The following is a 12,593-nucleotide window of genomic DNA, read 5'->3' as shown; positions in this document are numbered from 1 at the left end:
TCAGCGCCCGGCTGCCGCCGTGGCCAGCACAGCAAGTGTTTCGTCGATCCGGGGGATCTGCAAGTAGCGCATCTGCAACTGCACCTGCTGCAGGAGGGCACTGGCGGCCTTGGTTTTACGTGCCTCCTGGTCAAAGTACTTTTTCAAGGCGGTCTCAGCCACCCGCAAGTCGGCACTGGCCGAGTCGATCTGCCGGGACAACAAGCCCAGGCGCGCATTCAGCAACTTGAGTTTCAGGTTTTCGCGCACAAAAAACGATTGCTCGGGCGACAGCAGCATCGCCTCGGGTGACTCAACGCGACTGACCCGCACCAGGTTTTGTGCCTCAATGAGCAGCAACAGCGGCAGCCGCTCCCACCAGGTCTGAGGCACCGCCGGCGGTGGTTTTTCGGCGCCTTTGCTTCTGGGTGCAGGTACCACGGCGTTGGCCAGGCTCAATTCATCCGCCAGGTGCACCAGTTCATCCAGTTTGACCAGCATGTTCGGTGTGTCACTGACGGCCGCCGACTTGACACGGTCAATGTCGCGTGCAATAGCGCGCTGCAACAGCGCCAGGTTGGGCTGGGCCGCACGCAGGAGCCGCTGATCGGCACTCTTGAGTGCCGCCAGCAAGGGCTCCACACTGCCGGTCAGCTGAGCCTGCTGCTGCGACAGACGCAAGGCAGCCTCAATATCCACCACCAGGTTCTCGTCACGCGAACGTGACAGGCTGCGCATCAGCTCGTCGAGCTGGCTGCGATGCAGTGCCACCTCGCTCAGCCGGGCATCCATCACCGCCGCACGCGCCGACGTCTCCTGCGCCAATGCCACCGCCTGCTTGGCCAGCGCGCGTGCCTCCAGCGACTGGGCTTGCGCATCGGCACTCTGCCGCGCCAGCTGTTCCTGCATGTTGCTGACTTTTTGCCACAACATCACACCCAGCAGCAAGCCCGCCAGGGCCAAGGCAGCAATCCACCAGGTCAACGGACCACCTGGTCGGACAGTGACAGGTGCCGTCATGGCCGGGGCGGTGACTGCCGCCGCGTCTGCTTGGCTGATGTCAGAAGAAGGCACACTCATGCCAGGGATTCTAGCGAGGCCAACACACTGGGCAGGGTCGGGCTGGCCAGCGCCACCTGGCCAAAACCCAGCAAGCGTGCCGCGTCCGCGATACGCATATGGGTCGCCACGGCCCGGGCTGTTGACCAGCCCTGATCGGGCAACAGGCCGCGCAGGTTGGTCAGCGCCTCGGCACTGCTCAACACCCAAACCGAACCATCCTGAGCCGCGGCACTGGCCAGCGCCAACTGTTGGGCATCCCACTTTGGGGCGCCCCGCTGGTAGGCCACCACAAAATCGACCTGCGCACCTGCCGCCGCCAGCCGTTGCGCCAACCAGTCCCGCCCGACACCTTGCGGTGCTGCCTCGTCGCTGCCCGGCGTGTCGCCACGCACGATCAACACGCGTGTGCCGGTTTGTATTTGTGTTTTCACCAGTTGCCACAGCGTTTCTGAGTCAAACTGACCGGCCTCAAGCGCCGGAGTGTCGAGCAGCTGTAACGGAAATCCCTGTGCCAACAACGCATTGCGGGTGCCCGGACCAGTACCCCATGCTCTTGTTTTAGTTGCTTCAAACCCTTTAGATATAGGCGCTAGAGCAGGTTTTTCTTGAAAAAAATGCTGTACCGCATGGGCGCTGACGTACATCACCGCGTGGTAACTCGCCAACTGCGACCAGGCACGACGCAAGCGACTGGCATCGGGCAGCCCCCGTGTTTCGATCAGTGGCAAGGCCAGGGCATCGTGGCCATGGTCGCACAGAGCCTGCACCCATTGCTGTGCCTGCGGCTGAACCCGGGTGACGACCAGACGCATGGCGCTTGGGCGTCAGGCCAGATGCGGCAAACTGCCACCCTGCGCCAACACCTTGGCCTGCAATAGTTCTGCCACCTGGGATCCCAGTGCCGCCGCCGCGGCCAGGTCGCTGACCGGAGCCTGTGCCCGCACCCGCACCAGGTCAAGCCGCCCGTCCACATCACCCCAAGCCGCCTCCAGCACCAGTGCATCCGGCTCCAGTGTGGCAAAGGCCGCGAGCGGCATGGAGCAGCTGCCACCCATGGCCCGGCTCACCGCCCGCTCTGCCGCAATCCGCAGCCAGGTGGGTTGATGCACCAAGGGGGCCAAGGCCAGCGCCATATCAGGGCGGTCACTGCGCACCTCGATGCCCAAGGCGCCCTGTCCGGCCGCTGGCAGCATGGTGGTGGGCTCAAAGATGTCGCGGATGCGTGACAGCAGCCCCAGGCGCTTGAGCCCGGCCGCCGCCAGCACAATGGCGTCGTACTGGCCGTCATCGAGCTTGCGCAGGCGGGTGTCCAAATTGCCCCGCAATGGCTCGATCTTCAGGTCCGGGCGCAGCGCGCGCAACAGCACCATGCGCCGCAGACTCGAGGTACCCACCACCGCACCGGTCGGCAAAGCGTGCAGCTCGGGGTACCGGTTTGACACAAATGCGTCCCGGGGGTCTTCTCGTTCCATCACAGCGGCCAGACTAAAACCGTGGGGCAGCTCCATCGGGACATCCTTGAGCGAATGCACCGCCAGATCGGCACGGCCCTGCTCCAGTGCCACTTCAAGTTCTTTGACAAACAGGCCCTTGCCGCCAATCTGACTCAGCGCACGATCGAGAATCTGATCGCCCAGTGTGGTCATGCCCAATATCTCGACCTGATGTCCCAACTGGCGCAGGCGCGCCTGAATGTGCTCGGCCTGCCACAGGGCCAGTCGGCTTTCACGGGTCGCAATGATCAATTTGCTCATAAACAATGGCGCTTGCGCCGTAACCTTTTGGTAATCCTGAAACAGCCGGGAATGCTAGCATGACTCTTGCTTGCACCAAGCGCATCCATTGACCTTCCTCCGCCCTTCAGTCATGACCAAAACACCTCGATCCCCGTCCAAACACCGACCCGACAACAGCGAGCAACCGGTGGTTGACGACATCCGTCTGCTGGGGCGGATCCTGGGCGACGTCATTCGCGAGCAGGAAGGGGAAGCCGCGTATGCCCTGATCGAGCAGGTGCGCCAACTGTCGGTCGCGTTTCGACGGGACGCCGACCATGAGGCGGACAGAGCGCTCAAGAAGTTGCTCAAGTCCCTGAGCAACGACCAGACGGTGAGTGTGGTGCGCGCCTTCACCTATTTCAGCCATCTGGCCAATCTGGCCGAAGACCGGCACCACATCCGTCGGCGTGCCGTATATGACCGCGCTGGCAGCCTGCGCGAGGGCAGTATCGAGCTCAGCCTGCAACGCATGGCAGACGCCGGACTTGGTCCCGACGCCATCAGCAAGATGCTGGCCAACAGCTTTGTCTCACCCGTGCTCACCGCGCACCCGACCGAAGTACAGCGTAAAAGTATCCTCGATGCCGAGCGCGACATCGCCCATCTGTTGACCGCCCGCGACGATGTTCTGGCGCAAGCGGCGGCTTACCGCCTGAGTGCCGATGCCCTCGCGCCGCGGGAGCTCGCTGCCAACGAACAACAGCTGCGGGCACGGGTCTTGCAGCTATGGCAAACCCGCTTGCTGCGTTTCACCAAACTGACCGTGGCCGACGAAGTGGAGAACTCGCTGAGTTACTACGAATCGACGTTTCTGCGCGAAATCCCGCGCCTGTACGCCAATCTGGAAGCCGCCCTCGGTGAGCACCCGATCCCGAGCTTTCTGCGCATGGGCCAGTGGATCGGCGGCGACCGCGACGGTAACCCGTTCGTCAATGCGCAGACACTCAGCCACGCCCTGCGCCGTCAGGCTGAAGTGGTGCTGCGGCACTATCTGACCGAAGTGCATTACCTGGGCAGTGAGCTGTCGCTCTCCAGTATGCTGGTTGACTTCCCGGCCGACATGCTGGCCCTGGCTGAGCGTTCGCCCGACAGCAATGCCCACCGCAAGGATGAGTTGTACCGACGTGCACTGATTGGTATGTACGCGCGCCTGGCGGCCACACTCAAACTGCTGACCGGTGGTGACGCCGCGCGCCATGCGGTGCCGCCACAAAACCCCTACCCGGACGCGCCGAGCCTGCTGGCCGATCTGCGCGTCATCGAAGCGGCATTGCTGGCGCATCGGGCCCATGCGCTGGCAGCGCAGCGCCTGCAACCCTTGATGCGCGCGGTCGACGTGTTTGGCTTTCATCTGGCCACGGTCGACCTGCGGCAGAGTTCAGACCAGCACGAACAGGTGCTGGCCGAATTGCTGGCCTGCGCCCGCATCACACCGGCATACGCCGCACTCGACGAGGCGGCCAAAGTCAGCCTGCTGCTCGGACTGCTCAACGACGCACGGCCACTGCGGGTCATGGGGGCGCAGTACAGCGAACAAACCGTGAGTGAGCTCGGTGTGTTTGAGGCGGCCAAGGCGATGCGTGCGCAATTTGGCGCGCAAGCCATCCGCCACTACATCATCAGCCACACCGAGACAGTAAGCGATCTGCTCGAAGTACTGCTGCTGCAAAAGGAGGTGGCACTGATGCACGGCACCCTGGACGCCCCCGACAGCAGCGCGGACCTGATTGTGGTGCCGCTGTTTGAGACCATCGAAGACCTGCGCCAGGCGGCCCCGATCATGCAGGCGTTCTACGCCTTGCCTGGCATCAAGGCACTGGTTGAGCGTGGCAACGCCGGCCAATACGGCGAACAGGACATCATGCTGGGTTACTCTGACAGCAACAAGGACGGTGGCATCTTCACCAGCAACTGGGAGCTTTACCGCGCCGAAATCGCACTGGCGCAACTGTTTGACGACATCAACCGGCAGCACCCGACACCTGGCAACAGCCACTTTATCCAGTTGCGCATGTTCCATGGACGCGGAGGCACCGTCGGACGTGGCGGTGGTCCGAGTTATCAGGCCATTCTGGCGCAGCCGCCCGGCACCGTGCGCGGGCAAATCCGTCTGACCGAACAGGGTGAAGTCATTGGCTCCAAGTACGCCAATCCGGAGATTGGCCGACGCAACCTCGAAACCCTGGTCGCCGCCACCCTGGAGGCCACTTTGCTGCAGCGCACCAAACCGGCGAAACCTGCCTTTCTGCAAGCAGCGGGCGAACTGTCGCAGGCCAGCATGGCCGCCTACCGCAAGCTGGTCTACGAAACGCCGGGCTTTACCGAGTACTTTTTCCAGGCCACACCGATCCGTGAAATTGCCGAACTCAATATCGGCTCGCGTCCGGCCTCGCGCAAGGCCACGCAAAAGATTGAAGACCTGCGCGCCATTCCGTGGGGCTTCAGCTGGGGTCAGTGTCGCCTGACACTACCGGGCTGGCTGGGATTTGGCTCTGCGGTGGAGCAGTTTCTCAATCCACAAGGTGATGAGACACCCGCTGACACCAACACGGGGCGCCTGGCCTTGCTGCAACAGATGGAAAAGCAGTGGCCGTTCTTCAAGACCCTGTTGTCCAACATCGACATGGTGCTGGCCAAGAGTGACCTCGCGCTGGCCTCCAGATACGCCGAACTGGTGACCGACACCCGCCTGCGCAAGAAAATCTTCACCACCATCGAGCAGGAGTGGCACCGTACCGCGCTGGCCTTGGTGCTGATCACCGGCCAGGAGAAACGTCTGGCCAACAACGCCTCGTTGCAGCGCTCCATGGCCCACCGCTTTCCTTATATCGACCCCTTGCACCACCTCCAGGTTGAACTGGTGCGTCGCCACCGCGCCGGCAACGGCGACGAACAGGTGAAGCGCGGCATTCACATCTCGATCAATGGCATCGCAGCGGGACTGCGCAACACCGGCTAAGGCGGGGTCGAGAGGCGTCTTCAGGTGGGGTGAGCGGTGCCGGCCAGCAGCGCCCGCACAGCGGTCAATTGGCGCCTTGACACCCACAACGCCTCGTCAATGCCATCCAGCCGCACCGCCCAGCCGTCACCCTCGAGTGCGTCAAAATGCTTTTCCAGCGAGCGCACGGCGCGCCTGGCAACCAGCGCGTTGCGGTGGATGCGAACAAAACGACTGGCATAGCGTGCCTCCAGTTCACTCAATGCGCCCTCGAGCAGGTAGCTGTGGGCAGCCGTTCGGACGGTGATGTACTTGAGTTCGGCCTTGAGATAAAGCACACTGGCCAACGGCACCCGCTCGGTCCGGGCACGCTCCTGAATCACCAGCACTTCATCGTCAGAATAGTCGTTCAGCCCTTTATTGATGGATATTGTTCGCTGAATTTTTTGAAGCATTGTTTGCAAACGTTCCAAACGTACCGGCTTGGTCAGATAGTCCACCGCGTCCAGATCAAACGCCTGCAGCGCGTGTTCGGCATAGGCGGTGACGAATACCAGCACCGGGGCCTGCGGCAAGTGGCGCAGGCTTGCTGCCAGCGACAGACCATCCACCCCGGGCATGTGGATGTCGGCCAGCACGGCATCCACTTCGTGCTGCAGCACACACTGCAAGGCTTGCGCTGCGTCGGCCGCCTCAGCCACCACCCGGGCACCGGGGGACGTGCAATCCGCCAACAGCCGTTTCAGACGGGCGCGCGCCAGGGCCTCGTCATCCACCAGCAAGACCCGCAGCGTCATGACAAACCCTGATGGTTCACAGGGGCACCTCGATGCGCACCTGAAAGACGCCGTTTTTCAGGCCGTACTGAAAGCGTCCCTGCACGTCGTGCAGCAGGCTCAGACGCTCACGCACGTTGACCAGCGCCAGCCCGTGTCCGGGGCCAGGTTGCTCAGCGGGCTTGGCAACGGTGTTGCTGACCTTGATCACCACGGTGCTGCCACGTCGCTGTGTGCTGACACGAACCTGGGTGGCCTCGCCGCTGGGTTCAACCCCATGTTTGACTGCGTTTTCCACTAGCGGTTGCAGCAGCAGTGGCGGCAAGCGTGCCGCGTTGGCGCTGTCATCCAGCGACCATTCGAGCAGCAGACGCTCGCCAAAGCGCACCTGTTCAATCGCCAGGTATCGTTGTGCCAAGGTGATTTCATCGGCCAGGCTGACGCTGCTAGCCTGCTCGGCCAGCGCATAGCGAAACAAATCACTCAAGTCCTCCAGCAGGCGCTCGGCCTTGCGTGGCTCTGCCTGCACCAGGGCAATCGCGCTGTTGAGTGTGTTGAACAGAAAATGCGGGCGAATGCGGGCTTGCAGTTCGGCCAGCCGCGCGGTGGTGGCAGACGGCGTGCGACCCTTGGCGCGCATCACCAATGCAGCCACCAACATCGCCGAAAGCAGGGCACCAGCAAAGGCACTGGCCCACCAGGGTGGTGTTTCGAGCAAACCCATCAGCACCAGCATGCCACAGCCATACACACCGGCCAGAGCTCCCAGCAGCACACCTGCCAGCTTTTGCACACCCGGATTCAGCCGTGCCAGCAGCTTCTTGAGGCTGCACGCGGCAATCAGCCACACCAGCGTTGCCGGGAAAGCGGCGCCGGTGATCAGTGACATCTGTGTCAGCCATTGCAGCGGCGAGTCGCTGCCGAACATGGCCAGCACCCCCACCACAGTTTCGACAAAAAGCACCGCGCGCAGCACCACCCCCACGTGGCAGGCGTCAAACACCAACACATCGGGTGGCGGCTTTGACGACGCTGCGGCAGGCTCCTGGAACACCGATAAAATTTGTGTATCTTCCATCGACCAACTTGATTGTGCGTGCAACAGGGCGATCACGCACATTATTGTTGATTACCGGGCCGGTTGCCCAGCGCCGATCCGATCACACCGCCACCAGACCACGACCCGCACAGCATGAACCAAAACCAATTCGACAAAAAATCCCAGGCCTGGTCGGCCTTGTTTTCTGAACCCATGAGCGACCTGGTCAAGCGCTACACCTCCAGCGTTTTTTTTGACAAGCGCCTGTGGCAGGCCGACATTGCCGGCAGCCTGGCCCACGCCGAGATGCTGGCCGCGCAGGGCATCATCAGCGCCCAGGACAAGGCTGACATCGACCGCGGCATGGTGCGAATCATCGAAGAAATCGAGTCGGGGCAGTTTGAGTGGCAACTCGACCTCGAAGATGTGCACCTCAACATCGAGGCGCGCCTGACCCAACTGGTGGGCGACGCCGGCAAACGTCTGCACACCGGGCGCAGTCGCAACGACCAGGTGGCCACCGATGTGCGGCTGTGGCTACGTGGAGAGATTGACCTGATCAGCGAACTACTGACCGAGCTACAAAAATCCCTGCTCGACGTGGCCGAGCAGAACGTCGAGGTCATCCTGCCCGGCTTCACCCACCTGCAGGTGGCGCAACCGGTGAGCTTTGGCCACCACATGCTGGCCTATGTCGAGATGTTCAGCCGTGACGCCGAGCGCATGTCCGAGGTGCGGGCCCGCGTCAACCGGCTGCCCTTGGGCGCAGCGGCGCTGGCAGGCACCAGCTACCCGCTGCAGCGCGAACAGGTGGCCAGCAGTTTGGGCATGGTCAATGCGCTGGGCCAGCCACAGGTCTGCCAGAACAGCCTGGATGCGGTGAGCGACCGCGACTTCGCCATCGAGTTCACGGCGGCGGCCAGCCTGTGCATGGTGCACATCAGCCGCCTCAGCGAGGAACTGGTGCTTTGGATGAGCCAGAACTTCGGCTTTATCAAGATTGCCGACCGCTTTACCACCGGCAGCTCCATCATGCCGCAGAAGAAAAACCCCGACGTGCCCGAACTGGCGCGCGGCAAGACGGGCCGGGTGGTCGGCCACCTGATGGGCCTCATCACCCTGATGAAAGGCCAGCCACTGGCCTACAACAAGGACAACCAGGAAGACAAGGAGCCGCTGTTTGACACTGTCGATACGCTCAAAGACACGCTGCGGATCTTTGTTGAGATGATGGGCGGCCAGCTCAACCCGGCCACCGGCCAAAAAGAAGGCGGCATCAACGTCAACGCCGAGGCGATGGAACGCGCGGCCCTTCGCGGCTACGCCACCGCCACTGACCTGGCAGACTATCTGGTCAAAAAAGGCCTGCCGTTTCGCGATGCCCACGAAACCGTGGCGCACGCTGTCAAAGCCGCGGTGTCGCATCAGGTGGATTTGTCAGAACTGCCGCTGGCGGTGCTAAAGGGTTTTCACCCCAGCATTGAGAAAGACGTGTTTGATGTCTTGAGCCTGCGCGGCTCGCTCAACGCCCGTGACGTGCTGGGCGGCACCGCGCCCAGGCAAGTGCGGCTGCAGATTGAGCGGCACCGGGCGCGGCTGGTCTAAGCTCGGCCAGACAAAGTTCAACACCACCAGCCAACGCAATTCATCCACTTGAGTCTTTCCTCATGACCGAAACCGTTCAAACTTCATCCGCCACCCCACCCTGTCACGCCACCCGCTGGCGCATCGCCACCATCATCTGCCTGATCCTGCTGTCCGTTGCTGCAGCGACCGGCATGAGCATGATGGAGCAATTCAAGGCGCAACTGGAACATCTGCAGAAAAAGCTCAAGGCGGTGCCGCAGGTCAAGTATGTTGCCGTGCTGCTGGATGAGAAGCATCAGCCCGCTCAACTCATCACCTTTGACCCGCAGGACGGCTACCTGCTGATCCAGCGCCTCAATGATGTGAAGGAAGGCCAGGAAGACAGCATGCAACTCTGGGCGCTCGACGACCAGGACCGTCCGCTGTCCCTCGGCGTTTTGGCCACCAAAATCCGCACGGCCCAAATCCCCGCCTCGGACAAAGTTTTGTCACAAGCCAAAAAACTGGCCATCAGTGTGGAAAACAAAGGTGGCGTGGAGGCTGGCAAATTGCCCCGGCTGCCCTACCTGTTCAGCGGTGCTTTGATTCAAAAGACGCTTTAGCGCTGATACAAGCCTTGTATCAACGGGCCTGACCGAACGGCAGTCCGTCATGGCTCAAGCCCTTGTGCGGTTCAGCGCGTGACCCACCCACCACACACAGGAAAAACCTGCCCGACAAAACAGTCGGCCGCGCTGCTGCAAAGATAGGCAGCAAAAAGTGCGTCCTCACGCGCACCCACCAAGCGACCCAGCGGAACTTCGCGCCTGAGTCGCTCCTGGAATCGCACATTGGCCTGCACCTCGGGCGGAAAGTAAGTCGGGTTGTCGACGAAATTTTGCGCTATGGCATTGACTTGAATCCCTTGTGCTGCCAATTCGACACCCACCGCTTGTACGTAGGCCAGTTGCGCACCGCGGGCGGCACTGTAACTTGAAGCACGTTTCATCCCGCGCAGTGCGGCGGCGCTGCCCACCAGCAAAATCTTGCCTGAGCCCTGGCCGATCATGCCCGGAACCACCGCACGGACCAGCCGGGGCAAGGGGTCAACCAGGGCCGCGAACACCTCACGCCATTCAGCATCATTGACCTCGGTCACCGGCGTGGCGGGTGCCGCGATCGACAAATTCGCGACCAACACATCCAGCGGCCCAGCCCGCTCGATCACCTCGCGAGCAGCATCCGGTGCGGTCAAAGGGGCATTGCTTTGAATCACCCGGGCACCCTGCTCGGCAAACACGTCACAGAGTACCGGCCCCATAAATTCGGTCGACTGGGTGATGAGAACAGTCTTGCCAAGCAGTGTGTTTTGCATGTGGATTCAACTCCAATCAGAAAAGGGCAAGCTTGCTTAACCCCCAGGCCAGGGATTGCCGCCGTGCCCCCGGCTACCTGAAACCGACGCTTACCGGCTTGAGTGCAGCCACACCACTGTAGCGCACCGTCACGGTTTGACCCGCGCGAGGCGGCAGCAAGGCGGAAAAAGATCCAAGACTGATCAGGTCACCAGGCTGCATGGCGATGCCCTCCATTGCCAGTGCAGCGCTCAGCCAGATCACCGCGTTGAGCGGATGCTCCAGCAGATCGGCACCCTTACCCTGCGCCAGGGTTGCACCATCACCACTGCTGACCACCACCGCCATATCACGAAGCGCGTCGACCAGCGCGCTGCGCTCTGCGCTTGACTCCGGCACTGCCATCGGCTCACCGGTCACGCCCAAACGCGCACCAACATTGATGGCACTGATTGCCGGGCCATTCAGTTTTGTCGGGTCCTGCACCACGAGATCAGGCAGTTCGATGAACGGAATAATCTGGTCCAGCCCGGCCAGCACCTGCAGTGGCGTGCTGGACCGATGGATTTCAGCGCTTTTCACGCGCACCAACAAATCGGCCTCCAACAGCGGACGGGCACCAAACCTGGCATCCACAACCGAACCACCAGGCAGCAGCATTCCCTCGTAGAGCCGGCCCCACACCGGCTTGTCGGTGCTGAACCGTTTTTGCACCATGGGGTTGGTCAAGCCCGCCTTGTAGCCAATCACCTTGCCAAACTGCCGGGTCAAATGGCCATGAAATTTGGATCGGCTGCATGCACCATCACCTTCGGTCAGGGCCTCGACACCGTCGGCCAGGGTCCTGGCGGCGTAATGACCGGCAAGCGCCTCCACCTGGCTGTCGCTCAGGCAGGCGGCGTGAGCGCTGGCAACCAACAGCGTGGCAATGGTCAAGCTGTGGCGTATGGACAAAGACAGTTTCATGGGCTTGAGAGTTGGTGAAGATCTTCTTTCTATGCTATCAGCAGGCGGCCCACATCGACACATCAACAAGTTTGGCGATCAACATCCAGCGTGGCACCGGACATCATTACGACCGACTGGCCATCAGACACGCTAAAGTCATGCCTCAAACTCAAGGGGATCAATGTGACGCTGCGCGATGTACTGGGATGGAGTATTTGCCTGGGCTGGGCGATATCGGGCTGGGCATTTCAGGTCAGCAGCCTGTCTCCCCAGGGTGAGGTGGCCCGTATCAGCCAGGTGGTGGCCAGGTTTGACGAGGCGGCAATCGACTTTGGTAACGCCCAGGCGGCGGCACCGCTGGACCTGCAATGCTCTGACCCAAAGGCAACCCAGGGTACCGGCCGCTGGCTGAACGCCAAACAGTGGGTGTTTGATTTTGAGTCCGAATTGCCCCCCGGCGTAAGTTGTACGGCGCGCCTCAAATCAGGCATCAAATCCGCCTCTGGATCAATACTGACGGGGCCTTCAAGCTTTAAATTCAATAGTGGCGGGCCGTTTGTGCAAACCCTTTGGCCGGGCACCGACGACGCCATCGACGAGGAACAGTTTTTCACCCTGAAACTCAGCGGTGCAGCCAGCCAAAGCAGTTTGCTGGCCCACACCTGGTGCGCCATCGACGGACTTGGTGAGCGTGTTCCCGTGCGGTTGATCGATGGCAAAGAACGCACCAGTATGCTGCAATCGATTGGCGAAATGGACGACGCTACCCGTGAACCCCAGCGTTGGGTGACGCTGGCCTGCAATCGGCGTTTTAGCGCCGGTGCCAAGGTGGTGCTGGTTTTCGGCAAGGGGGTGGCCACCCCAGCGACGGCAACTTTGCCGGGCGGAGTCAGCAACAAGATCGACAAACGCTTTGAGTTCAAAGTGCGCGAGCCGTTTTCCGCCAGCATGTCCTGCGAGCGCGAAAATGCCCAGTCGGCCTGCTTGCCGATTCGTCCGGTGCGACTGCAGTTTTCCGCACCCGTGACACGCCAGCAACTTGAAGGCATTCGCCTCAACTCCGACAAAACCAGCTTCAAGCCCGTTTTTGACCACGACAACAACGATCCACAGGCGGTTTTTGACGCCGTTCACTTCAAAGCCCCTTTGCCG

11 protein-coding genes are annotated in these 12,593 nt (G+C 61.7%); 4 read left to right on the top strand and 7 right to left on the bottom strand.

Going from position 1 to position 12,593, the window contains the following annotated elements:
- Genes KBF66_RS01765 through hemC form a run of 3 tightly spaced genes read right to left on the bottom strand, consistent with a single transcriptional unit; the run spans position 1 to position 2,795 of the window.
- Positions 1–1,059 carry a uroporphyrinogen-III C-methyltransferase gene (locus KBF66_RS01765; RefSeq protein ID WP_296651211.1) on the bottom strand — a complete coding sequence of 353 codons (1,059 nt, stop codon included), beginning with the start codon at positions 1,057–1,059 and terminating at the stop codon, positions 1–3.
- On the bottom strand, positions 1,056–1,853 hold the full coding sequence (locus KBF66_RS01760; protein WP_296651207.1) for a uroporphyrinogen-III synthase: 798 nt from the start codon (positions 1,851–1,853) through the stop codon (positions 1,056–1,058). Before KBF66_RS01760 ends, KBF66_RS01765 begins: the two co-directional genes overlap by 4 nt.
- A 12-nt stretch (positions 1,854–1,865) precedes the next feature.
- Entirely contained in the window at positions 1,866–2,795 is a 930-nt protein-coding gene (gene hemC / locus KBF66_RS01755) for a hydroxymethylbilane synthase (protein WP_296651206.1), read from the bottom strand.
- A gap of 112 nt (positions 2,796–2,907) precedes the next feature.
- Here hemC and ppc point away from each other — a divergent pair, with 112 nt between their 5' ends.
- A complete protein-coding gene (gene ppc / locus KBF66_RS01750) occupies positions 2,908–5,778 on the top strand; it encodes a phosphoenolpyruvate carboxylase (protein WP_296651203.1) in 2,871 nt (956 codons plus the stop codon).
- 20 nt (positions 5,779–5,798) lie between these two features.
- Here ppc and KBF66_RS01745 read toward each other — a convergent pair whose 3' ends face one another.
- The gene (locus tag KBF66_RS01745) at positions 5,799–6,554 is read right to left on the bottom strand and encodes a LytTR family DNA-binding domain-containing protein (protein ID WP_296651201.1); all 756 of its coding nucleotides are present in this window, start codon (positions 6,552–6,554) and stop codon (positions 5,799–5,801) included.
- 16 nt (positions 6,555–6,570) lie between these two features.
- Positions 6,571–7,611, bottom strand: coding sequence for a sensor histidine kinase (locus KBF66_RS01740; protein WP_296651198.1), 1,041 nt, complete (start codon positions 7,609–7,611; stop codon positions 6,571–6,573).
- A gap of 114 nt (positions 7,612–7,725) precedes the next feature.
- Between KBF66_RS01740 and argH the strand changes: the two genes are divergently transcribed.
- A complete protein-coding gene (argH, locus tag KBF66_RS01735; protein WP_296651196.1) occupies positions 7,726–9,177 on the top strand; it encodes an argininosuccinate lyase in 1,452 nt (483 codons plus the stop codon).
- 62 nt (positions 9,178–9,239) lie between these two features.
- Positions 9,240–9,761: an anti-sigma factor gene (locus KBF66_RS01730; protein WP_296651194.1), complete on the top strand. Its 522-nt coding sequence runs from the start codon at positions 9,240–9,242 to the stop codon at positions 9,759–9,761.
- Between the two features lie 71 nt (positions 9,762–9,832).
- On the opposite strand, the gene KBF66_RS01725 is transcribed toward KBF66_RS01730, so the two are convergent.
- Together KBF66_RS01725 and KBF66_RS01720 are read right to left on the bottom strand one after the other, a co-directional pair.
- Entirely contained in the window at positions 9,833–10,513 is a 681-nt protein-coding gene (locus tag KBF66_RS01725) for an SDR family oxidoreductase (protein ID WP_296651190.1), read from the bottom strand.
- Between the two features lie 73 nt (positions 10,514–10,586).
- Complete coding sequence (locus tag KBF66_RS01720) at positions 10,587–11,459, bottom strand: fumarylacetoacetate hydrolase (protein WP_296651186.1); 873 nt, start codon at positions 11,457–11,459, stop codon at positions 10,587–10,589.
- A 90-nt stretch (positions 11,460–11,549) separates the two neighbouring features.
- Here KBF66_RS01720 and KBF66_RS01715 point away from each other — a divergent pair.
- A partial coding sequence (locus KBF66_RS01715; RefSeq protein WP_296651183.1) for an Ig-like domain-containing protein occupies positions 11,550–12,593 on the top strand: 1,044 nt, incomplete at its 3' end.

It is taken from the genome of Rhodoferax sp. (assembly GCF_018063565.1).
Taxonomy (GTDB): domain Bacteria; phylum Pseudomonadota; class Gammaproteobacteria; order Burkholderiales; family Burkholderiaceae_C; genus Rhodoferax.
This window is presented reverse-complemented; position numbering and strand designations above follow the sequence as displayed.

What these genes read in the sequence shown, in the direction of transcription:
- KBF66_RS01765 (WP_296651211.1), bottom strand. Translation starts at nt 1,059, where the DNA reads ATGAGTGTGCCTTCTTCTGACATCAGCCAAGCAGACGCGGCGGCAGTC.
- KBF66_RS01760 (WP_296651207.1), bottom strand. Translation starts at nt 1,853, where the DNA reads ATGCGTCTGGTCGTCACCCGGGTTCAGCCGCAGGCACAGCAATGGGTG.
- hemC (WP_296651206.1), bottom strand. Translation starts at nt 2,795, where the DNA reads ATGAGCAAATTGATCATTGCGACCCGTGAAAGCCGACTGGCCCTGTGG.
- ppc (WP_296651203.1), top strand. Translation starts at nt 2,908, where the DNA reads ATGACCAAAACACCTCGATCCCCGTCCAAACACCGACCCGACAACAGC.
- KBF66_RS01745 (WP_296651201.1), bottom strand. Translation starts at nt 6,554, where the DNA reads ATGACGCTGCGGGTCTTGCTGGTGGATGACGAGGCCCTGGCGCGCGCC.
- KBF66_RS01740 (WP_296651198.1), bottom strand. Translation starts at nt 7,611, where the DNA reads ATGGAAGATACACAAATTTTATCGGTGTTCCAGGAGCCTGCCGCAGCG.
- argH (WP_296651196.1), top strand. Translation starts at nt 7,726, where the DNA reads ATGAACCAAAACCAATTCGACAAAAAATCCCAGGCCTGGTCGGCCTTG.
- KBF66_RS01730 (WP_296651194.1), top strand. Translation starts at nt 9,240, where the DNA reads ATGACCGAAACCGTTCAAACTTCATCCGCCACCCCACCCTGTCACGCC.
- KBF66_RS01725 (WP_296651190.1), bottom strand. Translation starts at nt 10,513, where the DNA reads ATGCAAAACACACTGCTTGGCAAGACTGTTCTCATCACCCAGTCGACC.
- KBF66_RS01720 (WP_296651186.1), bottom strand. Translation starts at nt 11,459, where the DNA reads ATGAAACTGTCTTTGTCCATACGCCACAGCTTGACCATTGCCACGCTG.